25 protein-coding genes and 1 pseudogene are annotated in these 26,148 nt (G+C 64.7%); 14 read left to right on the plus strand and 12 right to left on the minus strand.

Translation table 11 applies throughout. The features are described 5' to 3' along the window. Nucleotides 1-8: 8 nt before the first annotated feature. From nuoI to ACYQ12_RS02575, 9 genes are all read left to right on the plus strand, one after another. On the plus strand, nucleotides 9-575 hold the full coding sequence (nuoI, locus tag ACYQ12_RS02535; protein WP_459867255.1) for an NADH-quinone oxidoreductase subunit NuoI: 567 nt from the start codon (nucleotides 9-11) through the stop codon (nucleotides 573-575). Nucleotides 576-646: 71 nt separating this feature from the next. Further along, complete coding sequence (nuoJ, locus tag ACYQ12_RS02540; RefSeq protein WP_459867258.1) at nucleotides 647-1,249, plus strand: NADH-quinone oxidoreductase subunit J; 603 nt, start codon at nucleotides 647-649, stop codon at nucleotides 1,247-1,249. Then, nucleotides 1,246-1,554 carry an NADH-quinone oxidoreductase subunit NuoK gene (gene nuoK, locus ACYQ12_RS02545; protein WP_459867261.1) on the plus strand — a complete coding sequence of 103 codons (309 nt, stop codon included), beginning with the start codon at nucleotides 1,246-1,248 and terminating at the stop codon, nucleotides 1,552-1,554. The genes nuoJ and nuoK overlap by 4 nt, the downstream gene beginning before the upstream one ends. Beyond that, nucleotides 1,551-3,404 carry an NADH-quinone oxidoreductase subunit L gene (gene nuoL, locus ACYQ12_RS02550; protein ID WP_459867264.1) on the plus strand — a complete coding sequence of 618 codons (1,854 nt, stop codon included), beginning with the start codon at nucleotides 1,551-1,553 and terminating at the stop codon, nucleotides 3,402-3,404. The genes nuoK and nuoL overlap by 4 nt, the downstream gene beginning before the upstream one ends. A 73-nt stretch (nucleotides 3,405-3,477) precedes the next feature. Beyond that, nucleotides 3,478-5,016, plus strand: a complete 1,539-nt coding sequence (gene nuoM / locus ACYQ12_RS02555) for an NADH-quinone oxidoreductase subunit M (protein WP_459867267.1) — start codon at nucleotides 3,478-3,480, stop codon at nucleotides 5,014-5,016. Continuing rightward, on the plus strand, nucleotides 5,013-6,479 hold the full coding sequence (nuoN, locus tag ACYQ12_RS02560) for an NADH-quinone oxidoreductase subunit NuoN (RefSeq protein ID WP_459867270.1): 1,467 nt from the start codon (nucleotides 5,013-5,015) through the stop codon (nucleotides 6,477-6,479). The genes nuoM and nuoN overlap by 4 nt, the downstream gene beginning before the upstream one ends. A 103-nt stretch (nucleotides 6,480-6,582) precedes the next feature. Further along, a complete protein-coding gene (locus ACYQ12_RS02565; RefSeq protein ID WP_459867273.1) occupies nucleotides 6,583-8,256 on the plus strand; it encodes a carbon starvation CstA family protein in 1,674 nt (557 codons plus the stop codon). 17 nt (nucleotides 8,257-8,273) lie between these two features. Beyond that, nucleotides 8,274-8,573 (plus strand): cory-CC-star protein, encoded by a 300-nt coding sequence (locus tag ACYQ12_RS02570; protein WP_459867276.1) that lies wholly within the window; start codon nucleotides 8,274-8,276, stop codon nucleotides 8,571-8,573. 105 nt (nucleotides 8,574-8,678) lie between these two features. Beyond that, nucleotides 8,679-9,686: an ArsA family ATPase gene (locus ACYQ12_RS02575; RefSeq protein ID WP_459867279.1), complete on the plus strand. Its 1,008-nt coding sequence runs from the start codon at nucleotides 8,679-8,681 to the stop codon at nucleotides 9,684-9,686. 69 nt (nucleotides 9,687-9,755) lie between these two features. Here the strand turns inward: ACYQ12_RS02575 and ACYQ12_RS02580 are convergent, their stop codons facing one another. The 5 genes from ACYQ12_RS02580 to ACYQ12_RS02600 form a co-directional block, all read right to left on the minus strand. Next, nucleotides 9,756-11,162 carry a TRAP transporter large permease gene (locus tag ACYQ12_RS02580; protein WP_459867282.1) on the minus strand — a complete coding sequence of 469 codons (1,407 nt, stop codon included), beginning with the start codon at nucleotides 11,160-11,162 and terminating at the stop codon, nucleotides 9,756-9,758. After that, nucleotides 11,162-11,719, minus strand: coding sequence for a TRAP transporter small permease subunit (locus ACYQ12_RS02585; protein ID WP_459867285.1), 558 nt, complete (start codon nucleotides 11,717-11,719; stop codon nucleotides 11,162-11,164). The genes ACYQ12_RS02580 and ACYQ12_RS02585 overlap by 1 nt, the downstream gene beginning before the upstream one ends. 141 nt (nucleotides 11,720-11,860) lie before the next feature. Continuing rightward, on the minus strand, nucleotides 11,861-12,670 hold the full coding sequence (locus tag ACYQ12_RS02590; RefSeq protein WP_459867288.1) for an endonuclease/exonuclease/phosphatase family protein: 810 nt from the start codon (nucleotides 12,668-12,670) through the stop codon (nucleotides 11,861-11,863). Nucleotide 12,671: 1 nt separating this feature from the next. Then, on the minus strand, nucleotides 12,672-13,304 hold the full coding sequence (locus ACYQ12_RS02595) for a thiol:disulfide interchange protein DsbA/DsbL (RefSeq protein ID WP_459867291.1): 633 nt from the start codon (nucleotides 13,302-13,304) through the stop codon (nucleotides 12,672-12,674). Nucleotides 13,305-13,458: 154 nt separating this feature from the next. Beyond that, the gene (locus tag ACYQ12_RS02600) at nucleotides 13,459-14,070 is read right to left on the minus strand and encodes a c-type cytochrome (RefSeq protein WP_459867294.1); all 612 of its coding nucleotides are present in this window, start codon (nucleotides 14,068-14,070) and stop codon (nucleotides 13,459-13,461) included. Nucleotides 14,071-14,382: 312 nt separating this feature from the next. Here ACYQ12_RS02600 and yihA point away from each other — a divergent pair, with 312 nt between their 5' ends. Further along, the gene (gene yihA / locus ACYQ12_RS02605; RefSeq protein WP_459874455.1) at nucleotides 14,383-15,021 is read left to right on the plus strand and encodes a ribosome biogenesis GTP-binding protein YihA/YsxC; all 639 of its coding nucleotides are present in this window, start codon (nucleotides 14,383-14,385) and stop codon (nucleotides 15,019-15,021) included. Between the two features lie 31 nt (nucleotides 15,022-15,052). Here the strand turns inward: yihA and ACYQ12_RS02610 are convergent, their stop codons facing one another. From ACYQ12_RS02610 to argH, 7 genes and pseudogenes are all read right to left on the minus strand, one after another. Continuing rightward, on the minus strand, nucleotides 15,053-15,790 hold the full coding sequence (locus ACYQ12_RS02610) for an HAD family hydrolase (RefSeq protein ID WP_459867297.1): 738 nt from the start codon (nucleotides 15,788-15,790) through the stop codon (nucleotides 15,053-15,055). Between the two features lie 10 nt (nucleotides 15,791-15,800). After that, the gene (locus tag ACYQ12_RS02615; protein ID WP_459867300.1) at nucleotides 15,801-16,730 is read right to left on the minus strand and encodes a tyrosine recombinase XerC; all 930 of its coding nucleotides are present in this window, start codon (nucleotides 16,728-16,730) and stop codon (nucleotides 15,801-15,803) included. Continuing rightward, nucleotides 16,711-17,448 carry a DUF484 family protein gene (locus ACYQ12_RS02620; RefSeq protein ID WP_459867303.1) on the minus strand — a complete coding sequence of 246 codons (738 nt, stop codon included), beginning with the start codon at nucleotides 17,446-17,448 and terminating at the stop codon, nucleotides 16,711-16,713. Before ACYQ12_RS02620 ends, ACYQ12_RS02615 begins: the two co-directional genes overlap by 20 nt. A gap of 113 nt (nucleotides 17,449-17,561) precedes the next feature. Further along, complete coding sequence (dapF, locus tag ACYQ12_RS02625; protein WP_459867306.1) at nucleotides 17,562-18,395, minus strand: diaminopimelate epimerase; 834 nt, start codon at nucleotides 18,393-18,395, stop codon at nucleotides 17,562-17,564. Further along, nucleotides 18,395-19,684 (minus strand): diaminopimelate decarboxylase, encoded by a 1,290-nt coding sequence (gene lysA / locus ACYQ12_RS02630; protein WP_459867309.1) that lies wholly within the window; start codon nucleotides 19,682-19,684, stop codon nucleotides 18,395-18,397. Before lysA ends, dapF begins: the two co-directional genes overlap by 1 nt. A gap of 88 nt (nucleotides 19,685-19,772) precedes the next feature. Next, a pseudogene (lptM, locus tag ACYQ12_RS02635) lies at nucleotides 19,773-19,889 on the minus strand (LPS translocon maturation chaperone LptM); the annotation flags it as partial. Next, complete coding sequence (gene argH / locus ACYQ12_RS02640; protein ID WP_459867312.1) at nucleotides 19,886-21,295, minus strand: argininosuccinate lyase; 1,410 nt, start codon at nucleotides 21,293-21,295, stop codon at nucleotides 19,886-19,888. The pseudogene lptM and the gene argH, both read right to left, overlap by 4 nt. Nucleotides 21,296-21,519: 224 nt before the next feature. Here argH and hemC point away from each other — a divergent pair, with 224 nt between their 5' ends. The 4 genes from hemC to ACYQ12_RS02660 are packed head-to-tail and all read left to right on the plus strand — an operon-like array spanning nucleotide 21,520 to nucleotide 25,981. Next, nucleotides 21,520-22,461 (plus strand): hydroxymethylbilane synthase, encoded by a 942-nt coding sequence (gene hemC / locus ACYQ12_RS02645; protein WP_459867314.1) that lies wholly within the window; start codon nucleotides 21,520-21,522, stop codon nucleotides 22,459-22,461. After that, nucleotides 22,458-23,219, plus strand: a complete 762-nt coding sequence (locus ACYQ12_RS02650) for a uroporphyrinogen-III synthase (RefSeq protein ID WP_459867316.1) — start codon at nucleotides 22,458-22,460, stop codon at nucleotides 23,217-23,219. The genes hemC and ACYQ12_RS02650 overlap by 4 nt, the downstream gene beginning before the upstream one ends. A 45-nt stretch (nucleotides 23,220-23,264) precedes the next feature. After that, the gene (locus tag ACYQ12_RS02655; RefSeq protein WP_459867319.1) at nucleotides 23,265-24,761 is read left to right on the plus strand and encodes a uroporphyrinogen-III C-methyltransferase; all 1,497 of its coding nucleotides are present in this window, start codon (nucleotides 23,265-23,267) and stop codon (nucleotides 24,759-24,761) included. Then, complete coding sequence (locus ACYQ12_RS02660) at nucleotides 24,758-25,981, plus strand: heme biosynthesis HemY N-terminal domain-containing protein (RefSeq protein WP_459867321.1); 1,224 nt, start codon at nucleotides 24,758-24,760, stop codon at nucleotides 25,979-25,981. Before ACYQ12_RS02655 ends, ACYQ12_RS02660 begins: the two co-directional genes overlap by 4 nt. Nucleotides 25,982-26,148: the final 167 nt, after the last annotated feature.

A 26,148-nucleotide genomic window follows, 5' to 3' on the forward strand; every position in this document is an offset into this window, starting at 1 on the left:
AGGCTGCCTTGCTCAAGTCACGCAATGTCATCGAGCCGCTCAAGTCGCTGCTCGCCGCAACATGGTCCCAGCTACGTACGCTGGGCATGGTGTTCATGCATGCGTTTCGCAAGCGCGAGACAGTGCAGTATCCCGAACAGCAGGTCTATCTGCCGCCACGCTATCGCGGGCGTATCGTGCTGACGCGCGACCCCGACGGCGAGGAGCGCTGCGTGGCGTGCAACCTGTGCGCGGTGGCCTGTCCGGTGGCGTGCATCTCGTTGCAGAAGGGCGAGAAGGCGGACGGACGCTGGTACCCGGAATTCTTCCGTATCAACTTCTCGCGCTGCATCTTCTGCGGCATGTGCGAGGAGGCCTGCCCGACCTCGGCGATCCAGCTCACGCCGGATTTTGAACTCAGCGAGTATCGCCGCCAGGAGCTGGTCTACGAGAAGGAGGATCTGCTGATCTCGGGACCGGGCAAGGATCACCAGTACAACTTCTACCGGGTGGCGGGACTGTCTATCGCCGGCAAGGGCAAGGGCGAGGCGCAGAACGAGGCCGAGCCGATCGATGTGAAGACGCTGCTGCCGTAGCGCCGGGATTGTCGGCGAGGGCGCAGCCAGCGGGACGGGGCAGGCATCGGGATTCGTTGTGGGGAGAGAAAATGGAAGTTGCCTTCTATCTGAGTGCACTGGTCGCCGTGCTGGCGACGCTGGGGGTGATCACCAACACCCATCCGGTGCATGCGCTGCTGTACCTGATCGTATCGCTGATCAGCGTGGCGATGGTGTTCTTCGCTCTCGGCGCGCCGTTCGCAGGTGCCTTGGAGATCATCGTCTATGCCGGCGCGATCATGGTGCTGTTCGTGTTCGTGGTGATGATGCTCAACCTCGGGGAGGCTGCGGTGGCCCAGGAGCGCGCCTGGCTGCGGCGGCGCTTCTGGCTGGGACCCTCGGTACTCGCCGTGCTGCTGTTCGGGGTGATGGCGAGCCTGCTGTTCTCGGGAGACGGGCGGGGCGTCATCGCTGGCGAGACGCTGACCGCCAAGGCGGTGGGCATGCAGCTGTTCGGGCCTTACCTCATCGTCGTCGAGCTGGCCGCCATGCTGCTGCTGGCGGCGCTGGTCACGGCGTCGCATCTTGGTCGCAGCGAGGCCCATGACGAGGCCGACAGTGAGCGCGAAAAACAGCATGCGGCGCGCCCCGAGTCGGAGCTGCAGACGCAAGCGGCTGCGCCACATCACGAGACGTCAAGGAGAGCGCCATGAACGGGATACCCATGGAGCATGGCCTGCTGCTGGCGGCGGTGCTATTCGCGCTGGGGCTGGCCGGGGTGATGATCCGTCGCAACATGCTGTTCGTGCTGATGAGCCTCGAGATCATGATGAATGCGGCAGCGCTGGCCTTCATCGTCGCCGGCACCCGCTGGGGGCAGCCCGATGGCCAGGTCATGTTCCTGCTGGTGATCACCCTGGCCGCGGCGGAGGCCAGCGTCGGCCTGGCCCTGCTGCTGCAGCTCAACCGGCGCTTCAAGACTCTCGATATCGATGCGATCAGCAGGTTACGCGGATGATGCTGCTACCTTTTACCTTGCTCTTTCCCTTGGCGGGCTTTCTGATCCTGGCGCTCAACTTCGGGCGGTTGTCGGCGCGCGCCAGCGCCACGGTGGGGGTGGCGTCGATGGGATTGGCGGCCGCGACGACCGCCTGGGTCGTGTTCGACTTCCTGGATCAGGGCGGGGCCGCCCATGTACAGCGGTTGTGGACGTGGATTGCGGTGGGCGACTTCCAGCCTGCCATCGGGCTGCATCTCGATGGGCTGTCGCTGACCCTGCTGGGTGTCGTGACCGGGGTCGGGTTCCTGATCCATCTGTTCGCCGCCTGGTACATGCACGGCGAGGAGGGCGTGACGCGCTTTTTCGCCTACATGAACCTGTTCGTGTTCAGCATGCTGGTGCTGGTGCTCGCCGATAACCTGTTGCTGCTCTATCTGGGCTGGGAGGGAGTGGGGCTATGCAGCTATCTGCTGATCGGCTTCTACTACCGTGACGCGGCGAACGGCTGGGCGGCCTTCAAGGCCTTCATCGTCACGCGCATCGGCGACGTCTTCCTGGCCATCGGGCTGTTCATCCTGTTCGTGCAACTGGGCACGCTGAACATCCAGACGCTACTGGCCCGGGCGCCGGAGGTCTGGTCCCGGGGCGACCTGATGGTCGAGCTGGCCGCGCTGATGCTGCTCGGTGGCGCCGTAGGCAAGTCGGCCCAGCTGCCGCTGCATACCTGGCTGGCGGATGCCATGGCCGGCCCCACGCCGGTCTCGGCCCTGATTCATGCGGCAACCATGGTTACCGCCGGGGTCTACCTGATTGCGCGCACCCATGGCGTGTTCCTGCTCGCCCCCGACGTGCTCACGCTGGTCGGGGTGATCGGGGCGGTCACCCTGCTACTGGCCGGTTTCGCCGCGCTGGCCCAGACCGACATCAAGCGCGTGCTGGCCTACTCCACCATGGGGCAGATCGGCTACATGTTCGTGGCGCTGGGGGTGGGCGCCTTCGATGCGGCGATCTTCCACCTGATGACGCATGCTTTCTTCAAGGCCTTGCTGTTCCTGTCCGCCGGCTCGGTGATCGTCTCCTGTCATCATGAGCAGGACATGCGACGTCTGGGCGGACTGTGGAAGCGCTTGCCGCTGGCCTATGCCGGTTTCGTGGTGGGCGGCGCGGCGCTGGCTGCGCTACCGCTGGTCACCGCCGGCTTCTACAGCAAGGAGGAGATCCTGTGGGAGGCGCTGGCTGCCGGGCATGGCGGGCTACTGGTCGCCGGGCTGCTGGGCTCGCTGATCACTGCGATCTATACCGTGCGCCTGATCGTGGGCACCTTCCATGGCGAACCGCGCAGCCCGGCCAGCCGAGAAGCCCATGCCGGGCGAGGGCTGGCTCACGGCCTGCCGCTGGTCGTGTTGCTGGTACTGTCGACGGCACTTGGCGCCACCATCACGCCACCGCTGGGTGATGTACTGCCGGCCGGTCCCGGCGCCACGGGGGAGGCGGGGCGCCATGTGCTGGAGATCGTGGCTACCGTGATCGGCGTGGGCGCGTTCCTGGCGGCCATCTGGCTGTTCGGCCGTCGACGCGATCTGGTGGCGCGCTACACGCAGACCCGCCCAGGGCGATGGCTCTGGCAGCTCTGGCACCATGCCTGGGGGTTCGATGCTCTCTACGATTGGGTTCTGGTGCGCCCCTACCGACTGCTGGTGCGCATTAATCGCTACGATCTGCTCAATGCCATGTGCAACGGCGTGCCGTTGTTGACGCGGCTCGTGCATCGCTGCCTGAGTGCGAGCCAGACCGGGCGTCTGCGCCATTACGCCACCTCGATGGCCTTGGGGGCGACGCTTTTGCTGGCGCTACTGGCGTGGGGGTAGGCAGCGAGTACGACACGGGTGCGGCAATGCAGCGGAGAAATTTCATGCGAACAGTAAAAGGAATGGCACGCACATGATCCTGGTCTGGCTCATCCTGATCCCCTTCATCGGCGGTCTGCTGTGCTGGCAGGCCGAACGTCGCGATGAACGGCTGCCGCGCTGGATCGCGCTGGCAACCATGCTGCTGGTGCTGGGCTTGACCCTGGGGCTGTGGTGGCAAGGCGATTATGCCCTGAGCGCGCCGGGAACCGCGTCCGGATGGGCTCTGGAGTGGCGCGTGCCATGGATTCCCCGTTTCGGCATCGAGGTGCATCTGGCGCTGGATGGCCTGTCGCTGATCATGATTGCCCTGACAGGTCTGCTGGGGGTGCTGGCGGTGCTGTGTTCCTGGCGAGAGATCGTGCGTCGGGTGGGGTTCTTCCATCTCAATCTGTTGTGGATTCTCGGCGGGGTGGTGGGCGTCTTCCTGGCCATCGATCTGTTCCTGTTCTTCTTCTTCTGGGAAATGATGCTGGTGCCGATGTACTTCCTGATCGCGCTATGGGGACACAGCGGCTCGCCGGGCAAGACCCGCATCGGTGCGGCGACCAAGTTCTTCATCTATACCCAGGCCAGCGGTCTGCTGATGCTGATCGCCATCCTGGGGCTGGTGTTTGCGCATCATGCGGCCACCGGCGAGTACAGTTTCAGCTACGAGGCGCTGCGCAATACACCGCTGTCCGACGGGGTGGCGATGCTGCTGATGCTGGGCTTCTTCGTCGCCTTTGCCGTCAAGCTGCCGGTGGTGCCGCTGCACGGCTGGCTGCCCGATGCCCATGCCCAGGCACCGACGGCGGGCAGCGTCGATCTGGCCGGCATCCTGCTCAAGACTGCGGCCTACGGCATGCTGCGCTTCGCCCTGCCGCTGTTTCCCGAAGCCTCGCAGGCCTTCGCACCGGTGGCCATGGTGCTGGGTCTGATCGGTATCTTCTACGGCGCGGTGCTGGCCTGTGGACAACACGACATCAAGCGGCTGATCGCCTACACCAGTATCTCGCATATGGGATTCGTGCTGATCGGTATCTATGCCGGCACCACCCTGGCGCTGCAGGGCGTCATCGTACTGATGGTGGCTCACGCCTTCTCGGCGGCGGGGTTGTTCATCCTCAGCGGCCAGCTCTACGAGCGGCTGCATACCCGCGACATGCGCCAGATGGGCGGGCTGTGGGGACGGATTACCGGACTGCCGGGATTCGCCTTATGTTTCGTCGCAGCCTCGCTGGGGATGCCGGGCACCGCCAACTTCGTCGGCGAGTTCATGGTGCTGTTCGGCACCTTCTCCGTCGCGCCGTGGACGGTGGTCATCGCCAGCGGGGGGCTGGTACTGGCCGCCATCTACTCGCTGTTTCTGATGCAACGGGTCTATTACGGGCCGCCCCAGGCGGCGACCTCGCTGGGGGGGCTGGATCGGCGTGAAATCTTCATGATGCTGGGGTTGCTGGCGCTGGTGCTATTGTTCGGTCTCTATCCGCAGCCGTTGCTCGACACCTCGGGGGCGGCGATGGAGAACCTGCAACGCCTGCTGGAAGGCGCGCCGCTGGCGGTCGAAGTCCGGATAGGAGCGGCGCCATGAACCTGACTCTGTCGCACCTGCCGGCGCTGCTGCCGCTGATTCTCGTCTGCACCACGGCGATCGTCGTCATGCTGACGATCGCATGGCGCCGCCAGCATGCGCTGAGCGCCATGATCACCGTGGCCGGACTCAACCTGGCGCTGTTGTCCCTGCTGGTCGCGTGGCGCTGGGCGCCGTTGGGGGTGACCTCGCTGCTGGTCATCGATGGTTATGCCCTGTTCGGGGCTGCCCTGATCCTGATTGCCTCGCTGGCCTGTGCCACGCTGGGCCATGCCTATCTCGAAGGAGTCCCGGGCCCCCGCGAAGAGTTCTATCTATTGCTGCTGTGCGCTGCCGCAGGCGGCATGGTGCTGGTGAGCAGTCGCCATCTGGCTTCGCTCTTCTTCGGCCTGGAACTGTTGTCGATGCCGCTCTACGGCATGCTGGGCTATACCTACCGCGAGCGGGACGCGCTGGAGGCGGGCATCAAGTACATGGTGCTGTCTGCGACTGCATCCGCCTTTTTGCTGTTTGGCATGGCGCTGCTCTATGCGCGCAGCGGAACGCTGGATTTTGCCGGGCTGGGCATGAGTCTGGCGATTACGGGAGCCGATTCCTGGTGGGTTGCCGGTGTCACGCTGATGCTGGTGGGGCTGGCCTTCAAGCTCTCGATCGTACCCTTTCACTTGTGGACGCCGGATGTCTATCAGGGCGGCCCCAGCCCGGCGGTCACCTTTCTCGCCACCGCCAGCAAGGTGGCGGTGTTCATCGTGTTGCTGCGCTTCCTGCAGGCGCTGCCGGCCCTGCCCAGCGCCTGGCTGCACGAAGCGCTGGCGGCGCTGGCACTGCTCACCATGCTGGTGGGTAACCTGCTGGCCCTGACCCAGAGTGACCTCAAGCGCCTGCTGGGCTACTCGTCGATCGCCCATTTCGGCTACCTGCTGGTTGCGCTGGTGGTCGATGATGGGCTGGCGGCGGAAACCGTCGGGGTATATCTGGTCACCTATCTGCTCACTACGCTGGGCGCCTTCGGGGTGGTGACGCTGCTCTCCAGCCCCTTCGCGCCCGCCCGGGGCGGCGCCGACACCAGCCAGCTTCATCACTATCGGGGGCTGTTCTGGCGGCGTCCCTACCTGACGGCGGTACTCACCGTGATGATGCTGTCGTTGGCGGGCATTCCCTTCACCGCGGGATTCATCGGCAAGTTTTACGTGTTTGCCGTGGCCGTCGAGGCCGGACGCTGGTGGCTGGTGGCGGGTATCGTGGTGGGAAGCGCCATTGGGCTCTACTATTACTTGCGGGTCATGATCACGCTGTATCTCGTCGAGCCCGGCATGCAGGGCCGTGACGCACCGCATGACTGGGGCGTGCAGGCGGGCGGCGTGGTGGTGCTGGCGCTGGCGGCGCTGGTTTTCCTGCTGGGCATCTATCCCGCCCCGATGATCAGTTGGGCGCGCTGGATGGGAGCCACCGTGGTGGGATAACGGCATCCGGGATCGTCGTGCCGGGCGGGTTATCCTTTTCGCTATCTTGACCTGACTGGCCGACAAACAACGCTAACAACAATATACAAAGGAGCGTGCCCTCATGAGTGCGATCGTTCTACTCGTCATAGGCCTGGGCTGCATGGCACTGGGTTATTTCGTCTACTCGAAGTTCATCGCCGAAAGGATCTACCGGCTGGATCCCGATTACCGGACACCGGCGCACGAATTCGAGGATGGCATCGACTTCGTGCCGACCAACAAGTTCGTGCTCTGGGGGCATCACTTCACCTCGGTGGCCGGGGCTGCCCCCATCGTGGGGCCCGCCATTGCCGTCATCTGGGGCTGGCTACCGGCGTTTCTTTGGGTCATCTTCGGTACCGTCTTCTTCGCCGGCGTGCATGATGCGGGTGCGATCTGGGCCAGTGTGCGCAACCGTGCCAAGTCGGTGGGGGCACTGACCGGCGACATCGTCGGCAAGCGGGCGCGCAGCCTGTTCATGATCGTCATCTTTCTGGTGCTGCTGATGGTCAACGCCGTCTTCGGAGTAGTCATCGCCCGTCTGATGATGAACTTCCCCTCTGCGGTAGTACCGGTGTGGGGCGCCATCTTCGTCGCTCTGATCATCGGGCAACTGATCTACCGGCGCATCCTCAGCCTGCCGGTGGTGTCGATTCTGGGCGTTATCGCGCTCTACGCACTCATCGGCGTGGGGCCGGCCGTACCGCTCGAGATGCCCGCCGAGGTCGCCGGCATGTCGGGCAATGCCGTGTGGATTCTGATCCTGTTCGCCTATGCGGCGATCGCTTCGCTACTGCCGGTCTGGATGCTGTTGCAGCCGCGCGACTACATCAATGGGCTGCAGCTGTTTATCGGCCTGATCGTGCTTTACGGCGCCATCGTGCTGCTCAACCCGAGCATGGTCGCCCCGATGTACAACAGTGACGTGCCGGCGGGTACGCCCTCCCTCATACCGCTGCTGTTCGTGACCATCGCCTGCGGTGCCATTTCCGGCTTCCACGGCCTGGTGTCATCCGGGACCACGTCCAAGCAGCTCAACAAGGAGACCGATGCGCGCTTCGTCGGCTACTTCGGTGCCGTGGGCGAAGGCTCTCTGGCATTGGCCGCCATTCTCGTGGCCACGGCCGGCTTCGCCAGCTTCGCCGATTGGCAGGCGATGTACAGCGCCTTCGGCCAGGGGGGCGTGACCGCTTTCGTCGAAGGCGGTGCCTATGTCATTCATAACGGTCTGGGCCTGCCCCAGGCGACGGCGGCTACCCTGCTTACGGTCATGGCGGCCCTGTTCGCCGGCACGACCATGGATACTGGCCTGCGTCTGCAGCGCTACATCTTCCAGGAGTGGGGCGATATCTATGGCCTGGAGTGGATGAAGAAGCCGGCACCGGCCACACTGCTGGCGGTGGGCACCTGCCTGCTGCTCGCCTTCGGCGCTGGCGCAGATGGCTCCGGCGGGCTGATCATCTGGCCGCTGTTCGGGACCACCAACCAGTTGCTGGCGGGCCTGACGCTACTGATCCTCTCCGTCATGCTGGTACGTCTCAAGCGGCCGATCTGGTATACCCTGGCGCCGTTGTGCTTTCTGCTGGTGATGACCGTACTGGCCCTGCTGATGCAGCTGGTCACGTTCTATCATCAGGCCAACTATTTCCTGCTGACGCTGGACATCGTGGTCCTGGTCGCGGCGATCTTCGTCGCCATGGAGTGCGCCGCATCGCTCAAGCGCCATCGCCGTGAAGTTGCCGAGCAGGGCCAATAGACAGGCAGGAGAGAGTCATGGGAAGCGACGACCGTCATCATGATTCCCGCCGCGACAAGCTACGGACCTGGCTCGGCCAGGCCCGTTTCTTCGCCGAGGAGATCTACGTTTCGCGCTATCGCGGAGCGATCGCCCGGGCGCGGCGCGACGAGGACGACCTGTTCATGCTGCTGGTGTTTTCCGAGATGATGGGGATGCCCAATCCCGCCGCCTACTACACGCTGGAGTTGCAACCATTGCTGCTGGAGCGTTTTCATGACTGGCACCGGCGAATGGGAATGGAGCGCTCTCCCCTGGACCATTTTCGCTGCTGCTAAGCCATGGCGCTCGAATGGGGCGCCGCCCTGGCCTGGGAGGCATTGGGTCCTGCCTGCCAACCCCGATCCATCCTCTGAGATGGGGCAGAGCCGAATGAGGCCTTTATGAATGAGCTACTCGATCGTCGTCTGCTGTGGGTAGGAGGTAAGGGCGGCGTCGGCAAGACTACCGTGGCGGCAGCGCTGGCGGTAGTGGCATCACGGCGCGGGCGGCGGGTGCTGGTGGTTTCCACCGATCCGGCGCACAGCCTGGGGGATGTGTTCGACCGTCAGTTGGAGGATGCACCGCGTCGCGTGCTGCCCAACCTGGACGCCATGGAGATCGACCCGGATGCCGAGGTAGAGGCGCATCTCAAGCGGGTCGTCGATCAGATGCGCCGTTACGCCGCTCCGGAAATGATGACGGAGCTCGAGCGGCAGATGCGCCTGACCCGTCAGTCACCCGGGACTCAGGAAGCCGCTCTGCTTGAGCGTCTGGCCAGGCTGATTACGGCAGACGACACGCAATACGAGCTGATCATCTTCGATACCGCTCCCACCGGTCATACCCTGCGTCTGCTCACGCTGCCCGAGGCCATGGCCGCCTGGACCGACGGCCTGCTTGCCCATAACCGCAAGTCTGAGGAATTGGGCAAGGTGTTGCGCCATCTGACGCCCAGGAGCGGACGTGACGTGGCCACGCCCTTCGATGATCCCGACCAGGATGGCCTGAGCGATCTGGATGAACGCTCCCGTGACGTGGCGCAAACGCTGCTCAGCCGGCGCCGACTGTTTCACCGGGCGCGGCGGCGTATCGAGAATGCCGAGGAGAGCGCGTTTCTGTTCGTGATGGCGCCCGAGAGGTTGCCTATTCTGGAAACCGTGCGTGCCGTGCACGCTCTGGAAGCGGTGCATATTCCGGTGGCCGCAGCGCTGGTCAACCGCGTTATCCCTGCCGAGGCCGACGGCGAATTCCTGCGGCGCAGGCGCGAGCAGGAGGCCGTCTATCTGGCGCGTATCGATGACGAGCTGGGGCATCTGCCGCGTCCACGCCTTGCGCTGCTGCCCACTGACGTTCAGGGCCTGGAAATCCTCGATGATCTGGCGGATCGGCTGGTGGAGCTGGGATTCTAGTCGACACCGAGGACTCATGCTGACGACGCGAAGGAGGTGCAGAAAACTCTGCGCCTCCTTCGCGTCGGGCTATCTGAACTGGGCGGGAAGCCAGGTGGCCAGCTCGGGGATGAAGGCCAGTGCCACCAGCATGCCCAACTGCAGGATGATGAACGGCACCACGCCACGGTAGATCGCCGTGGTCGGTACCGACTCGGGAGCCACACCGCGCAGATAGAACAGCGCAAAGCCGAACGGCGGGGTCAAGAACGAGGTCTGCAGGTTGATGGCGATCATGATGCCCAGCCATACCGGGTCGAGCCCCATGGCCAGCAGGACCGGCCCGACAATGGGCACGACGACGAAGGTGATTTCGATGAAATCGAGAATGAAGCCGAGCAGAAAGATCACCAGCATCACGATGGCGGTGGCGCCGATCACGCCGCCGGGCATGTTGCTGAACAGGTCATTGACCAGCTCTTCGCCACCGTAGGCGCGGAACACCAGCGAGAACAGGGCGGCACCGATCAGAATCAGGAACACCATGGTGGTGACGTGAGTGGTCGAGCGCACCACGTCCTTGAGCGTGGCGAAGTCGAGCTTGCGGTAGGCCAGTGCCAGGATCAGCGCGCCAAAGGCGCCTACCGCCGAGGCTTCGGTGGGCGTGGCAAAGCCGCCGAGAATCGAGCCGAGCACGGCGACGATCAGCGCCAAAGGCGGCACCAGTCCCTTGAGCAGCAGAGATAGCAGGCTGCCCTGATGGTTGAGTTCGGCCATCAGTTCCTGGCGGTCGGCGGGCGGCGCAGCTTCCGGTTTGAGCCATGAGATTATCGCGACGTAGGCGATATAGAGCACCACCAGGATCAGCCCGGGAACCAGGGCGCCGATGAACAGGTCGCCTACCGAGACGGTCTTGGGACTCCAGATGCCCATGGCAAGCTGTGCCTGTTGGTAGGCTGACGACAGGACATCGCCGAGCAGTACCAGAGCGATGGAAGGGGGAATGATCTGGCCCAGGGTGCCGGTGGCGCAGATGGTGCCGGCTGCCAGCGATTGACTGTAGCCGCGCTTGAGCATGGTCGGCAGCGACAGCAGCCCCATGGTCACCACGGTCGCCCCGACGATGCCGGTGGAGGCGGCGAGCAGCATGCCGACCAGCGTCACCGAGATGCCCAGGCCACCACGTAGCGAGCCGAACAGCAGCGCCATGGCGTCGAGCAGAGTCTCGGCGACCTTGGACTTCTCCAGCAGCACGCCCATCAGCACGAACAGCGGTACTGCCAGCAGTGTCTGGTTGGTCATGATGCCGTAGAGGCGGTTGGGCAGGGCAGCGAGAAAGCTCGCGTCGAAGTTGGCGTCGATGCCCAGCGATTCGAGCCCGGCACCCAGTCCGGCGAAGATCAGCGAGGTGCCGGCCAGCGTCAGCGCCACCGGGAAGCCGAACATGAGCACGATACAGATCAGCGCGAAGAGCACCAGCGGCATGAACTCCAGCATCACACGCGCTCCTCGATATGGTCATGCTCGGGTGCGGGCGGCAGACGGCCCGAAATGATCAGTGACTTGCGGACGACTTCGGCGATGCCCTGAACGATCATCAACACCGCGAAAGCCGGGATCAGCGTCTTGAGCAGGAACACCGCAGGAATGCCGCCGCTATCGGGGGAGCCTTCGAGAATCGCCCATGACTTGCCGACGTAGCCGAGGCTCGAGGCGATCACGAAACTCATGAAGGGGATCAGCAGCAGCAGGATGCCGAGCAGGTCGACCCAGGCCTGGGTGCGGGGCGAGAGGCGACGATAGAAAATGTCCACCCGCACGTGGCCGTCATGCTTGAACGTGTAGGACGCCGCCAGCAGGAACAGCACGGCATGCATGTACATGACCGATTCCTGCATGGGGACACTGTTGAAACTGAAGATGTAGCGCAGCACGACAATCAGGAACTGGATCAGCATCATCACGATAGTCAGCCAGGCAAGCGTCTTGCCCAGCCACTCAGTGACGGCATCGATCCAGGCCAGGGGAGCCGGCACGGATGAAGCTCGATTCATGGAACCCTCGTTATCGTGACGCATGCGCCGTTTAACGGTGCCAACGTGTTGCGCGCCGCAGCGGATGTTGCGACGCGCAAAGCGGCGAGCGTTGATTTTTTGCCCGCAAGGGTGCCGCGTAACGAAGCGTTAATCAATGAATCATTGGTCGGATGCATGCGCCATGCTGCGCGCGCAGGAGGTGGGCAGGCGGATGTCGACAGCGACAGGCAAATGATCGGAAAACATCTGGTCGAGGACCTGGAGATTGTCGGCTGCCAGGGTCTCGGAGAGCAGGATATGATCCAGCGCACGGCTGGGCTGCCACGAGGGGTAACTCAGCAGGGGCCTTACCGGCTGTAGCGGCAGCGCGGCACAGAACGTCGGATGGGCGTGGATCTGATCCGGTGTGCAGTTGAGATCGCCCATGACCACGACGTGACGCAGCGGCGCGATGATATCGCGCAGATAATCGAGCTGACGATTGCGGGCTCGCTGGCTCAGCGCCAGGTGTGCGACAAACAGGTGCAGGGCATCGGGACCTTCGCCGAAACGCGCATGAATGGCACCACGCCCCGGCAGGGTGCCCGGCAGGCGATGCTCCTCGACGCGGGATGGCGTGTAGCGAGCCAGCAACCCGTTGCTGTGCTGGGCGACCCGGCCCAGGTTGCGATTGAGCTGCTGATAGTAATAGGGAAACTTGCTGCGCGCGGCCAGATACTCCACCTGATTGACGTGACCGGAGCGGAAGCTGCCGCCGTCCACTTCCTGCAGGCCGACGATATCGTAACCGCTCAGGATCTTGCTGATGATGTCCAGGCGGCCCAGGCGCTTGGGATGCGGCAGAAAATGCTGCCAACTGCGCGTCAGGTAGTGGTGATAGGCGGCGGTATGAATGCCGACCTGCAGATTGCAGGTCAGCAGGCGTATCGAGTGACGGTTGTGGGCCGGAAGTTCTGGGGCCTCGCGCATGTCACTCTCCTCTTTCGTTGCGTACCTTGTTCACTAGAGCCTGAGCAATCTGTGGCATGTTGTCCAGACTGCCGGCGCTTTGCGGAGTGATCACGTAACGACCGTCCACCACCAGGGCCGGCACGCCCATCAGCTGGTAACCGCGGATCTTGGCATGGGCCTGATTGACCTGGCTCTTCACGCCGAAGGAGTTCAATGCCTTGAGAGCCTCTTCCTCGCTGACGCCGTACTGGCTGAAGAACTCGGCGATCTCATCGTCGCTGGTCAGTTGCTTGCCCTGTTCATGAATGGCGTCGAAGAAATCGCTATGCAGCTTTTCCTGGATGCCCAGTTGCTTGGCCGCGTAGAACGCCTTGGCGTGCTTGATCCAGACTTGGCCCATGGTGGCGGGAATGCGGGTAAACACCACGTCATCGGGCAGGTCGGCGACCCAGGCATTGAGAGGTTTTTCCAGGTGATAGCAGTGCGGGCAACCATACCAGAAGACTTCATCGACTTCGATCTGATCATCGCCAACGCTCGTTTTCACCGGCTCGTCGAGTACCTGGTAGTCATCTCCGGCTACCGGTTCGGCGGACATGGTCAGGGTGGAAAACGCGAGGCCGGCAGCCAACGCGAGTAATTTCTTGTACATTCGCCTTCTCCTGGCAAGGGGACTACAAGCGGAAAAAAACCAAGGGTATCAGAAGGCTTGGAGCCAGAACCATGAGCAAGGTTCCGTTCCGCCGTCAGACATGGCCGTGACAGATAAAAAAGGCGGCCTAGGCCGCCTTTGGGAATCGTCCGTCTCAGTGGAGACCGTAGACGAAATTGGCCAGGGCCTCCATGTCGGCGTCGCTCAGCTTGGATGCGATATCGCGCATGATGGCGTTGGGGTCGTTGTTGCGCTCGCTCCGGGCGAAATCCTGCAATTGCTTGAGGGTATACTCGGGATGCTGGCCGGAGAGGGCCGGATAGACCGCCGTGCCGATGCCTTGCCCGGTCGGGGTGTGGCAGGCCATGCAGGCCGGGACGCCCTTGGCCAGGCTGCCGGCCCGATAGAGCCGCATGCCGCGCTCGGCTAGCTCGGGATCGGCCTGGCCGAGGTTGGGTTCCTGGTTGGCGTAGTAGGCGGCGACGTCGGCGATGTCCTGATCCGAGAAGTTGGCGACGATGCCGGCCATCTGCGGGACGACACGCACGCCATCACGAATCTCGGCGACCTGTTTGGCGATGTAGGAAGCATGCTGCCCCGCCAGATTGGGGAAGGTCGGGGCCAGGCTGACGCCGTTGGCGCCGTGGCAGGCGGCACAGACCTGGGCCTTTTGCCGGCCGGCGGCGGGGTCGCCTTGAAGCTCCTGCGCATGGGCCACGCCCATTGCACTCATGGTAATTGCCAGGCTTGCGAGTAACTTTCTCATCGTGGATCCACTATGCCATTCATTGTTAACCGGTGTAGGTCACCTGGGCGCCGACCCCCCGGGCCGCAGCGCTTCCCGTGGTGTCAGCACCGTCCGGGCGGCCGGGGATGGGTTGGGTGCATACCATCAACCAAGTCGGCCTCCAGCGGTGCAAGGACCGGTTCGCTGCCGGTAGAAGCACGGTGGTACACTAGCGAGCCCCAGGTCGCAGACAAAAGCCACGGCAGTATACCGGAACCCCCGAGTGACTTGAACGTGGCGAAACGTCGTCAAGTGGCCCTTTTCACGCAAGTTTTGAGCCGAGTCATGTCTATGCACGATGACGTCCGTCTGAATTATCAGACTGCCCGCTTTCTGACCAGCGCACCGAGCCTGGCTCAGTGCCCGCCGGATCGCGGTGCCGAGGTCGCCTTCGCCGGGCGTTCCAACGCGGGAAAGTCCAGCGCGATCAATACCTTGACGCAGCAGAACGCTCTGGCGCGCACCTCCAAGACGCCGGGGCGTACCCAGTTGATCAACTTCTTTGCCCTGGGTAGCGACGAGCAGCGCCGTCTGGTCGATCTGCCGGGATACGGCTTCGCCAAGGTGCCCGAGAAGGTCAAGCTGGAGTGGCAGCGCCACTTGGCCGAATACTTGCAGCGTCGCCAGTCGCTCAAGGGGCTGGTACTGGTCATGGACGTGCGTCACCCGTTGAGCGAGTTCGATCAGATGATGCTCGGGTGGGCGGACGAGCAGGACATGCCGGTGCACATCCTGCTGACCAAGGCGGACAAGCTCAAGCAGGGGCCGGCCAAGGCCTCGCTGCTGAAAGTGCGTCGCCAGCTCGCGGAGTGGGAGGACTTGGTCAGCGTGCAGTTGTTCTCTTCGCTCAAGCGCCAGGGTATCGATGAAGCTTCCCGCCGGCTGGATGCCTGGCTGAGCGAGGCGGGGCCAGCAACTGAACCGTCCTAGCCCTGTCTGACGAAGCCGTCTTGTCGGGCCGCTACCGATCGCGGCCTGACTGCAATGCCTCCAGCAGGGCCGGAAGCTCGCGGACGTGACCTAGACGATGTATGCCGTGCGGCAACTCGCGCTCCTCCTGGCCGTGAACATCGATCCAGGCCACCTGCATTCCCAGGCGCTGGGCGGGCAGCGCATCATCACGCCAGGAATCCCCGACGTGTAGGGCGCGCGAAGCCGGCGTGCCGAGACGGGCAAGCGCCGCCAGGAAGGGACGCGCATCCGGCTTGGGGGCGCGAAGTTCCCCCGCCGCGATCATCACCGGGAAGTGCTGGGCCAGGGCGAGTCGCTTGAGGTTGGCATTGCCGTTGGTGATTGCCGCCAGCCGATAGCGCCCGCGAAAGCGCTCCAGCATTTCGGCCACCTCCGGATAGGTGTCGAGCTCGTGGCGCAGATCGAGAAAGCGCTCCACGGCAGCGGCGGCCCAGAGCTGCGCGGTGCTCCTGGGCAGGCCGAACTCCTCGATGAGCTCGCCCATGGCGCGCTCGCGAATCCAGGTGAAATCCCCGCGGCGCAGCGGAAAGCGCCGTGCGACTTCGCCACGACGGCGCTGGTAGACGGCGAGCGGGAAACGCTCGAGATAGCGCAGCTCACCCCTCCCCGGCAGGGCCGCCAAGGCCTCGCCGAGCCAGGCGTAGTGTTCGGTTTCCGCCCGCTCGAGTATCGGGCGGTTATCCCAGAGGGTGTCGTCGAGATCGAACGTCAGGGCATCGATTCGCATGCAGGTCTCGTCAAGGAGGAAGGTCGGAGTCGCTTTTCGCGTCGGTACCGTGCGGGCGAGCGCCTTGGCGTTGCGCGCGCGGGTGGGCCGCGTCGTAGGCCTGGGCCAAATGCTGCCAGTCGAGGCGCGTGTAGATCTGGGTCGTGGCCAGATTGGCATGGCCGAGCAGTTCCTGTACGGCGCGCAGGTCCTGGCTGGATTCGAGCAGATGGCTGGCGAAGGAGTGGCGCAGTCGATGGGGATGAAGATGCTCTGGCAGGCCGCGCTCACGGGCCGTCTTAACCAGACGCAGCTGAATGCCGCGGTGGCCGAGCCGGGTGCCTCGCTGGCTGACGAAAAGGGCCGGCTCCTCGGCGTCGGTGAGCAGGGCACGGGCCGGTAGCCAAGCATTCAGCGCCTGGCATGCCCGCGTGCCGACCGGGACTTGGCGTGGTTTGCTGCCCTTGCCCAGCACCCGCACACGGCGGGTATCGAGGCTGTCCAGGTCCAGCGCGGCGAGCTCCGCCAGACGCAGGCCACATGAGTACAACAGTTCCAGCATCGCCTGGTCACGCAGGGCCAGCGGTGAGCCGTCATGCGGTGTGTCGAGAAAGCGGGCGAGCAGGTCGACATCCACCGGGCGCGGCAGGCGCCGCGGCTGGCGCGGCGCCTGGGTCAGGGCGACCGGGTTGTGCGCCAGCAGACCTTCGCCGACGAGATGGTCGGCAAAGCGCGACAGCGCTGCGCGTCGCCGGGCCAGGCTACGGGGCGCCAATCCCCGGGTACGCTCGGCGGCGAGGAATCGGCGCAGCCATGCCACATCCAGTTCATGCCAGCCGCGAACCTCGGCCCTGTCGAGAAAGTCCGTCAATGCGAGGAGATCACGGCGGTAGGCATCGACCGTCGCCGGACTGGCGTGGCGTGCCAGCCGGCTCAGGAAGTCATCGACCACGCGGCGCATGGACAGCATCGAAGCGGGACAACAAGCGGCTGATCACCTCGCCAAGATAGGCGGTGAACAGCGTGTCGAGGGTGGCACGAAAGTGTTCGCTGTCGTGGCTGGCAAGCAGCAGGTAACCCAGCGGTTCGCCCAGGGTCAGGCGCGTCACCGCGCAGGAGCCGGCTTGCTCGGGGGGCGTCGCATGCGGCAGCAGGCATTGCCAGTCCTCGCGCGTCAGCCGGGCGCAGCGGCTGGTGCGACCGTCAAGGAGGGCATCCAGACGGGACTTGGCATCCTCCTGCAGGGCCAGACGTGGTGGCTGAAAGGCCGCCTGGGGCGGATCGGCGTAACTGAGCGGGGCGTAGGTCCACAGGGCCACGGCCTGGGTACGGAAGCGTTCGGCCAGCTGGGTCGAGAGCGCCTGACCCAGGGCGTCGCTGTCCTCGGCTTCCAGCAGGGCCAGGACCAGTTCACGGGTACGGCGATACTGCGCCTCGTTATGGCGTGCCGACTCCAGAAGACGTTCGAGCCGCCATTCGGCATTTTCAGCGCGCTCGCGCAGATCGTGAACCAGGCGTTCGAGCAGCGAGATCGAGCCCTTGGCCTCGGGGTGCGGCACCTTGAGTTGCTGCAGCAACCCCTCCCGTCCGATAAAGAAGTCGGGATGGCGTGCCAGCCAGTGGGCGATTCTGTCAGGATCGAGCGTCTGGCGCGGCTCGGGGGCTTGGGCACGTGACATGCTGTGTTCCTCTCGTCACCTTGGCGGCTTGCGACCGGTCTAAAATGGCCTGGCTCGCGGATGCGGCGATGCAATCCGCTGCAGGATTTCCGCTTCCCTGATGCCGGGCCCGGTCACGGGATAACCACACGGCCATCGAAGACCTTGACTGCCGGACCGATCATCATCAGCGGTGCATCCTCGCCGGCCCATTCCAGCGTCAGGCAGCCGCCGGGCAGGTGGATGTTCACCGGGCTCTGCAGCAGGCCGCGGCGGATGCCGCTTGCCGCAGCGGCGCAGGCGCCGGTGCCGCAGGCCAGGGTCTCGCCCGCGCCACGCTCGTAGACCCGCAGCCGGGCCTCGTGGGGTGACACCACCTGCAGAAAGCCGACATTGACCCTGCGGGGGAAGCGGGGATGACACTCGATTGCCGGGCCCAGGCGCGCCACGGGCGCCGTGTCGACATCCTCGACCAACAGCACGGCATGGGGATTGCCCATCGACACGATGCCGACCTCGACGACCTCGTCGTCCACTTCCAGCCTGTGCAGCGGCAGATCGCGGTCGGCCTCGAAGGGCAACGCCTGCGGCGCGAAGCGCGGCGCGCCCATGTTGACCCGGACGCGGCCATCGTCCTCGATGAGCAGCGTCAGTGGCCCGCCCAGCGTCTCGACCTGGATCTCGCGCCTGTGAGTCAGGCGCTGGTCGCGTACGAAACGGGCGAAACAGCGTGCACCGTTGCCGCAGTTCTCCACTTCGCTGCCGTCGGCATTGAAGATGCGGTAGCGGAAATCCATGTCCGGATCGCGGGGCGGTTCGACCAGCAGCAACTGATCGAAGCCGATGCCGAAATGGCGGTCCGCCAGCTGGCGGATCTGCTCCTCGCGCAGGCGGGCGCGCTGGGTGATCAGGTCGACCACCATGAAATCGTTGCCCAGCCCGTGCATCTTGGTGAAGTGCAACAGCATCACGCGCTCCCTGCAGGCTGGGTCGGCGCGGCGTCGGCGGCCCCGGGCAGCAGGGACTCGCCGGCCCATAGATCCTCCAGGCGCTCGCGGCGGCGCACCAGGTGCATCTCGGCTCCATCGACCATGACCTCGGCCGGGCGCGCGCGACTGTTGTAGTTCGATGCCATCACGAAGCCGTAGGCGCCTGCCGAGCGTACGGCGAGCAGGTCATCCGGGGCGATCGCCAGTTCGCGGTCCTTGCCCAGAAAGTCGCCGGTCTCGCACACCGGGCCGACCACGTCGTAGATGGCCGCTTCGCGCGTGGCGCGGGTATCGACCGGGAGGATACGCTGCCAGGCCTGATACAGCGAGGGGCGAATCAGGTCGTTCATGCCGGCATCGACCACGGCGAAGTTCTTGGTTTCGCCGGGCTTCAGATATTCGACACGGGTCAGCAGCAGACCGGCATTGGCGGCGATCGAGCGTCCCGGCTCGAACAGCAGCGTCAGATTGCGCCCGTGCAGACGCTCGAGCAGCGCCGAGGCGTAGTCGAAGGGCGCCGGAGGCCGTTCGTCCCGATAGGGGACGCCGAGCCCGCCGCCGAGATCGAGGTGCTCGATCTCGATGCCGCGCGCCTTGAGACGGTCAAGCAGGGCCAGCAGGCGATCGAGGGCGTCGAGAAAGGGCGACAGTTCGGTGAGCTGCGAGCCGATGTGACAATCGAGGCCGACCACGCGCACGTTGGCCATCTGTGCGGCGCGTTCGTAGACGTCCAGCGCCGTGTCGACGGGGATGCCGAACTTGTTGGCCTTGAGCCCCGTGGAAATGTAAGGGTGCGTCCTGGCGTCGACGTCGGGGTTGACGCGCAGCGACACCGGCGCCACCTGGCCGCGCTCGCCGGCAACCCGGTCGAGGCGTTCGAGCTCGGGCAGTGATTCGACGTTGAAGCACTTGATGCCGACCTCCAGCGCCCGGGCCATCTCGTCGGCCTGCTTGGCGACACCGGAAAACACTACCTTGGCGGGATCGCCACCCGCAGTGAGGACGCGTTCCAGCTCACCGCGCGAGACGATATCGAAGCCGGCACCCAGGCGGGCGAGCAGATTCAGCACCGCCAGGTTGGAGTTGGCCTTGACCGCATAGCAGATCAGATGGGGATGGCCGCCCAGCGCCTCCGTGTAGGCACGGAAGTGCCGGGTGAAGGTCGCCCGGGAGTAGACGTAGCACGGTGTGCCGAAGCGCTCGGCCAGGGCGTCGAGGGCGACGTCTTCGGCGTGCAGCACGCCGTCGCGATAATCGAAGTGATCCATGTCAGTGACTTTCCTGAATGGCGGTCGGGGCCGCTTCCTCGGTTGTCTCGGGGCCGTTCGGCGCACGCGAGGTGCCGGTCGGGTCGTATTTCTCCGCGGCGGCGCGGTCGTCGGGCATGTACAGCGGCCCTTTCTGGCCGCAACCGGCCAGAACGATGAGCGACGCGACGACCAGGGTGGCGCTCCTGAGCTGTCGCCGAGTCATGACGCTTGGCCCCCGCGCAGCGTCGCCAGAGCGTCGCGGGCCCGCTGGGCGGCGGCACGGACCTGGTCGGGAGCGGTGCCGCCGATGTGGTTGCGTGCCGCCACCGAGCCTTCCAGGGTCAGCACCTCGAAGACGTCGGCGTCGATCTGGGAGGAAAACTGGCGCAACTCGTCGAGGGTCATCTCGGAGAGGTCCTTCTTCTCGCGAATGCCGAAGGCCACGGACTGGCCGACGATTTCATGCGCATCGCGGAAGGGCACGCCCTTGCGTACCAGGTAGTCGGCCAGATCGGTGGCGGTGGAAAAGCCGCGCCGGGCCGCCTCGTACATGCGCTCAGCCTTGGCCTCGAGCGCCGGCACCATGTCGGCGAAGGCGCGCAGGCAGCCGCGTACGGTGTCGAGGGTATCGAACAGCGGCTCCTTGTCTTCCTGGTTGTCCTTGTTGTAGGCCAGCGGCTGCGATTTCATCAGCGTCAGAAGTCCCATCAGATGGCCGTAGACGCGCCCGGTCTTGCCGCGCACCAGCTCGGGCACGTCGGGGTTCTTCTTCTGCGGCATGATCGAGGAGCCGGTACAGAAGCGATCGGGCAGGTCGATGAAGTCGAACTGGGCGCTGGTCCACAGCACCAGTTCCTCGCTCATGCGCGAGAGGTGCATCAGGAGAATGCTGGCGAAGGCGGTGAATTCGATGGCAAAGTCGCGATCGCTGACCGCGTCCAGCGAGTTCTCGGCGGGGCGATCGAAGCCGAGCAGTTCGGCGGTGACGTGGCGGTCGATGGGATAGGTGGTGCCGGCCAGCGCCGCGGCACCCAACGGCAGGACATTGACGCGCTTGCGACAGTCCAGCAGGCGCTCGTGATCGCGGGTCAGCATCTCCTGCCAGGCCAGCAGATGGTGGCCGAAGGTCACCGGCTGCGCCGTCTGCAGATGGGTGAAGCCGGGCATGATGGTATCGGCCTCGCGGTCGGCGAGTTCGATCAGCCCGCTGCGCAGGCGGGCCAGTTCGGCCGCGATGGCATCGATCTCGTCGCGCAGATAGAGGCGGATATCGGTGGCGACCTGGTCGTTGCGCGAGCGGCCGGTGTGCAGTTTCTTGCCGGTGATGCCGATCTTCTCGGTCAGCCGGGCTTCGATGTTCATGTGCACGTCTTCGAGTGCAACCGACCAGGCGAAGCGTCCTTCGCTGATCTCCCGGGCGATCTCGTCGAGCCCGGTGACGATGGCGTCGCGTTCGTCTTCGCCCAGCACGCCGACGCGGGCCAGCATGGTGGCATGGGCGATCGAGCCGCGAATATCATGCTGGGCGAGACGCTGATCGAATCCCACGGAGGCGGTAAAAGCGGCGACGAAGGCGTCGGTGGGCTCGCTGAAGCGTCCCCCCCAGGACTGGTTGGTGTGCTGAGTCATCGGGCTTGGGATCCTGCGTTACGGTTCGGCAAAAGGCGATAAGTCGTGTCAGGGAGTGTACCAGAGTCCGTGCGACTGGCGAGGGTGGGGAGGGCGAAGCGAGATGCCGATTTTTCCTTGGTCGATGACTGCTTTATGATGGTTGAATATGCCGCCTGTGCGGTCAACCGGTTCTCGCGTTCTCTCCGGTGGGGGAGACGCTGTCAATTCCGAGGGAGAATGACGTGCCCGCCATCAAGACCCTACGCATCGCCACGCGCAAGAGCATGCTCGCCTTATGGCAGGCCGAGCATGTCAAGGATCGCCTGATGGCGCTACACCCCGAGCTCGATGTCGAACTGGTGGCACTGTCCACCCGCGGTGACAAGATTCTCGACACGCCGCTGGCCAAGGTGGGCGGCAAGGCGCTTTTCGTCAAGGAACTGGAAGAGGCGATGCTCGATGGTCGGGCCGATATCGCCGTCCACTCCATGAAGGATGTGCCGATGCACTTCCCGGAGGGGCTCGGGCTGTCGGTGATCCTCGAGAGTGCCGCGCCTACCGACGCCTTCGTGTCCAACCACTATACTTCGCTGGACGCGCTTCCCGAAGGCGCGCGCGTGGGCTCTTCCAGCTTGCGTCGCGCCCTGCAGGTACGCGAGGCGCGTCCGGATCTCGAGGTCCTGAGCCTGCGCGGCAATGTGCAGACGCGCCTGGCCAAGCTCGACGCCGGCGACTTCGAGGCCATCATTCTTGCCACCTCCGGGTTGCAGCGCCTCGGGCTTGACGAGCGTATCGCCATGGAGCTGTCCCCGGAAGTCAGCCTGCCGGCCTGCGGTCAGGGCGCGCTGGGCATCGAGTGCCGGCATGACAACGCCGAGCTGATCGAGCTGCTGGCACCGCTGGACGATGCGGCAACCGCGACGCGGGTGCGTGCCGAGCGGGCCATGAACACCCGGCTCGAAGGGGGGTGTCAGGTGCCGATCGGCGGTTACGCCGTGCTCGAGGACGAAGGCCGCACGATCTGGCTGCGCGCCTTGGTCGGCGACCCGGAGGGAACCCAGGTGCTGCGCGCCGAGCGGCGAGGAGGGGCCGACGAGCCCGAGGCCCTGGGCATCCGCGTTGCCGAGGATCTGCTCGATCAGGGCGCCGGCGAAATCCTGGCTCGGGTCTACAGTCAGTCGTGACGGCCCATCGGCCTCCTGTTCTCGTCACGCGCCCCGGTGCCCGTGCCGTGCCGCTGTGTGCGGCGCTTGAGCAGGCAGGGCAAGCGGTCATGCGTCTGACGGTGATGGCACTCGAGCCGTTGCCGGAGCCCCCTCCGGCGCGTCAGGCACTGCTGGATCTCGATCAGTTCACGCATGTCATCGCCATCAGCCCCTTTGCGGCCGAGCTGCTGGCGGAACGAATCGATGCCTACTGGCCTCAATTGCCCGTGGGGCCGCGTTTCTACGCGGTGGGCGAATCCACGGCAGACGTTCTGCGGCGCCAGCTCGGTGTGGATGTCGTGACGCCTGCTGCCGGTGCAGGCGACGCCAGCGAAGGCCTGCTGGCCCTGCCCGAACTCGAGACGCTGCGCGAGCAGCGCGTGATGCTGGCCGCTGGAGAGGGCGGGCGGCCGCTACTGGCCGAAACGTTGACCGAAAGGGGCGCGCGGCTGTCGCGTCTGACACTCTATCGGCGTGTCCTGCAGACACCGGATGCCGATAGCATGGCGAGACTGGCAGCGGGAGATTTCACGGCGCTGGTAGTGACCAGCGGCGAAATACTGGAACATCTGGCGGCCTGGTGCAGCAGCCCTGCGGCGTTGAACCAACCGCTAATCGTTTCCAGTCGGCGTTTGGCTACACTGGCTGACACACTAGGGTTCGTACGCCTGCATGTGGCACGGGACGCCACACCCGCTGCGCTGACTGCAGCGGTACTTGAGGCCTGCGGCCCGTAAGGCGCCGATGTCGATCAAGATGATCTTGAAAAGGGCTAGCGACACATGAGCAAGCAACAACACGATCAGGACGGACGAAAGGCGCAATCTGCGGAGCAACCCAGTACGCACCGGACGTCCGAGCACGAGGGTGATGCCATGTCGGCATCGCCGTCAACGCGCAAGGAAGCGCAAGAGACCTCATCGGCCCAACAGCCTGCGGCAGGTCAGACGGCATCGTCTCCGCCAGAGCCCGGTACCAAGGCCGCAAGCGGTAAGAACGTGAGTGGCAATGGCGCTTCCTCGACGGGCAAACCTCCGGCGTCTGCCGCCACCGCTGGCAAGACCGCATCTGACAAGGCTTCTTCTGACAAGGCCTCTCCTGGCAAGAGCGATAGCGCCCGACCCGCCACTACGAGCGGGACCGGTAGCCAGGGCGCCACTGCGGGCTCCACGTCCTCTGCCGGAAACAAGTCCTCTGCCGGAAAGACGAGCACAACGGCCACGTCTCCTCCGGGGGGGAGTTCGGCCCCGGCCACGGCGCGTCATGACGGCGGCGGCGGTGGTCGAGGGCTGGCGGTCGCTGCACTGGTGCTGTTCGTGCTGCTGGCGATCGCGCTGATTGCCGCCGGTTGGTTCGGCTGGCAGAAGCTCTCCGAGCAGCAGGCACGGCTATCCCGGATCGAGCAGAACTCGCAGGCCATCGACCAGCTGCAAAGCCAGCTGTCCAGCCGTGACCAGCAGAGCGATCAGGCTGCCCAGGCGCTGCGGGACGAGTTCGAGCAGTATCGCCAGGAAGTCAACGACACGCTGGACCAGGTGCTCGAACAGCTTGCCAACCAGCAGCAGGCGGATGCCGGCGACTGGCGTTTTGCCGAAGCCGAATATCTGTTGCGTCTGGCCAATCAGCGTCTGCAGCTCGAGCGTGACGTCAAGGGGGCCCGGGCACTGCTGGAGGGCGCCGACAAGCGTCTGGCAGCAGCCGATAACCCGGCGCTGACGCCGGTGCGTCGCGCCATCCAGTCGGAGCTCGGGGCTCTCGACTCGGTGCCGCAGGTCGACCGTACCGGGTTGTACCTGTCGCTGATGGCACAGCAGGAGCAGCTTGCCCAGCTACCGCTCGATCAGGACGTACAGCCGGTCGCCGCGGAAGGCGGGGATACCTCTCCGGTCAGCGGCTCCTGGCAGCAGCAGCTGTCGCGCTTCGGCACCGAGCTCAAGGAGCTGGTGACCGTGCGCCATCACGATGAGGCGCTGGAAGCGCTTATCACGCCCGAGCAGGAGTCCTATCTGCGCCAGAACGTGCGGCTGCAACTGGAACAGGCCCAGATCGCTCTGCTCCAGGCCGATCCCGAGCTCTACCAGGCCAGCCTCAAGAAGGCCATCACCCTGGTGGAAGGGTACTACGATACGGACAGTGACGGCGTGCAGCAGGTGCTCGACCGGCTCAAGGAGATGATGAACCGGACCGTTCGGCCCGAGCTTCCGGATATCAGCGGCTCACTGCAGGCGTTGCGCGATTTCATGCAAAATCGTCATGACGCCGGGGGCGACAACGCATGAGAAAACTGATCCTGCTCATCGTCTTCGGGCTGGCCATCGGAGCGTTGTTCGGCCAGTTGATGCAATCACTGCCGGGCTACTGGCTGGTGCGTGTCGGCGACACCTCGATCCAGACTTCCTTCTGGTTCGGCGTGATTCTGCTGCTGATTGCCTTTCTGGTTCTGTATTTTGCCTTGCGCATATTGACCCACCTGCGCCGGCCGGTCAGCCGGCTCAAGGTGTGGAACAGCCGGACCCGCCACCGCAATGCCATGAAACGCACCGTGCGTGGCCTGGTGGCGTTGGCGGAAGGGCGCTGGAAACGGGCCGAGAAAGCCCTGACCAAGTCGGCGGACGATTCCAGCACGCCGCTGGTCAATTATCTTTCTGCCGCTCTGGCCGCCCATTATCAGGGGCGTTACGACCAGGCCGATACGCTGCTCAAGCGGGCGCATCATAGTACGGAGGGTGCCGATACCGCCGTCGGTCTGGTGCAGGCGCAACTGCTGCTCGACCGTCAGCAGTACGAGGAGGCGCTGGCCATTCTCACTCGGCTTGAGAAACAGATGCCCGAGCATCCTCAGGTGCTCAAGCTGCTCAAGCAGGCCTACATCAGTGTCAGCGATTGGGATGGGCTGCGTCGTCTGATGCCACGCCTCGACAAGCATCAGCTCATCGCTCCCGAGGAGCGCCGCGAGCTGGAACAGCGTGCCTATCGCGAATTGATCATCCAGTCGGTGCAGAATCCGAACGATGTGGAGCGTGTGCGCAATCTCTGGGCCGATCTGCCCGATTATCTGCGCAACGACGTGGAGCTGGTGGCGCTGTATGCCGAGGCGCTGGTCAAGGGAGGTGAGGAGAGCATCGCCGAACGACTGCTGCGTCACTCGCTCAAGGAGCACTGGGATGCGCGTCTGGTGCTGCGTTACGGTCTGCTCAATGTGGACGCGGCGCGCCAGTTGGCCTATGCCGAAAAATGGCTGCAGGAACGTCCCAACGATCCTGACCTGCTGCTGACGCTGGGGCGGTTGTCGCTGCGCAACGCCTACTGGGGCAAGGCGCAGGAGTACTTCGAGTCGAGTCAGCGCCAACGTTCGAGCGGTGTGGTGTGCGCCGAGCTGGCGCGACTGTATGCCAACCTCGGCGAGCACAACAAGAGCCAGCTCTACTATCGACAGAGCGTGGAGCTGCTCGACAAGTCGCTTCCCGCCCTGCCTCAGCCGAGCGACAACAACCGCTGATCCCCTTCGGTTTGCTCTCCTGGGCGCCTTTGGCGCCCTTTTTTGTGTCTTCCCGGCAGGTTCGCATGCACTCGCCCTGCGGGCGGGGGCGCGCCAGTGGCGGGAGGCGGGACGAAGAGATAACGATGGAATGCTGCGAGGTGTTCTGGCGGTTCCAAACGGGCTTG

Source organism: Halomonas shantousis, assembly GCF_054654615.1.

What these genes read in the sequence shown, in the direction of transcription:
- nuoJ (WP_459867258.1), top strand. Translation starts at nt 647, where the DNA reads ATGGAAGTTGCCTTCTATCTGAGTGCACTGGTCGCCGTGCTGGCGACG.
- nuoK (WP_459867261.1), top strand. Translation starts at nt 1,246, where the DNA reads ATGAACGGGATACCCATGGAGCATGGCCTGCTGCTGGCGGCGGTGCTA.
- nuoL (WP_459867264.1), top strand. Translation starts at nt 1,551, where the DNA reads ATGATGCTGCTACCTTTTACCTTGCTCTTTCCCTTGGCGGGCTTTCTG.
- nuoM (WP_459867267.1), top strand. Translation starts at nt 3,478, where the DNA reads ATGATCCTGGTCTGGCTCATCCTGATCCCCTTCATCGGCGGTCTGCTG.
- nuoN (WP_459867270.1), top strand. Translation starts at nt 5,013, where the DNA reads ATGAACCTGACTCTGTCGCACCTGCCGGCGCTGCTGCCGCTGATTCTC.
- ACYQ12_RS02565 (WP_459867273.1), top strand. Translation starts at nt 6,583, where the DNA reads ATGAGTGCGATCGTTCTACTCGTCATAGGCCTGGGCTGCATGGCACTG.
- ACYQ12_RS02570 (WP_459867276.1), top strand. Translation starts at nt 8,274, where the DNA reads ATGGGAAGCGACGACCGTCATCATGATTCCCGCCGCGACAAGCTACGG.
- ACYQ12_RS02575 (WP_459867279.1), top strand. Translation starts at nt 8,679, where the DNA reads ATGAATGAGCTACTCGATCGTCGTCTGCTGTGGGTAGGAGGTAAGGGC.
- ACYQ12_RS02580 (WP_459867282.1), bottom strand. Translation starts at nt 11,162, where the DNA reads ATGCTGGAGTTCATGCCGCTGGTGCTCTTCGCGCTGATCTGTATCGTG.
- ACYQ12_RS02585 (WP_459867285.1), bottom strand. Translation starts at nt 11,719, where the DNA reads ATGAATCGAGCTTCATCCGTGCCGGCTCCCCTGGCCTGGATCGATGCC.
- ACYQ12_RS02590 (WP_459867288.1), bottom strand. Translation starts at nt 12,670, where the DNA reads ATGCGCGAGGCCCCAGAACTTCCGGCCCACAACCGTCACTCGATACGC.
- ACYQ12_RS02595 (WP_459867291.1), bottom strand. Translation starts at nt 13,304, where the DNA reads ATGTACAAGAAATTACTCGCGTTGGCTGCCGGCCTCGCGTTTTCCACC.
- ACYQ12_RS02600 (WP_459867294.1), bottom strand. Translation starts at nt 14,070, where the DNA reads ATGAGAAAGTTACTCGCAAGCCTGGCAATTACCATGAGTGCAATGGGC.
- yihA (WP_459874455.1), top strand. Translation starts at nt 14,383, where the DNA reads ATGCACGATGACGTCCGTCTGAATTATCAGACTGCCCGCTTTCTGACC.
- ACYQ12_RS02610 (WP_459867297.1), bottom strand. Translation starts at nt 15,790, where the DNA reads ATGCGAATCGATGCCCTGACGTTCGATCTCGACGACACCCTCTGGGAT.
- ACYQ12_RS02615 (WP_459867300.1), bottom strand. Translation starts at nt 16,730, where the DNA reads ATGCGCCGCGTGGTCGATGACTTCCTGAGCCGGCTGGCACGCCACGCC.
- ACYQ12_RS02620 (WP_459867303.1), bottom strand. Translation starts at nt 17,448, where the DNA reads ATGTCACGTGCCCAAGCCCCCGAGCCGCGCCAGACGCTCGATCCTGAC.
- dapF (WP_459867306.1), bottom strand. Translation starts at nt 18,395, where the DNA reads ATGCTGTTGCACTTCACCAAGATGCACGGGCTGGGCAACGATTTCATG.
- lysA (WP_459867309.1), bottom strand. Translation starts at nt 19,684, where the DNA reads ATGGATCACTTCGATTATCGCGACGGCGTGCTGCACGCCGAAGACGTC.
- argH (WP_459867312.1), bottom strand. Translation starts at nt 21,295, where the DNA reads ATGACTCAGCACACCAACCAGTCCTGGGGGGGACGCTTCAGCGAGCCC.
- ACYQ12_RS02655 (WP_459867319.1), top strand. Translation starts at nt 23,265, where the DNA reads ATGAGCAAGCAACAACACGATCAGGACGGACGAAAGGCGCAATCTGCG.
- ACYQ12_RS02660 (WP_459867321.1), top strand. Translation starts at nt 24,758, where the DNA reads ATGAGAAAACTGATCCTGCTCATCGTCTTCGGGCTGGCCATCGGAGCG.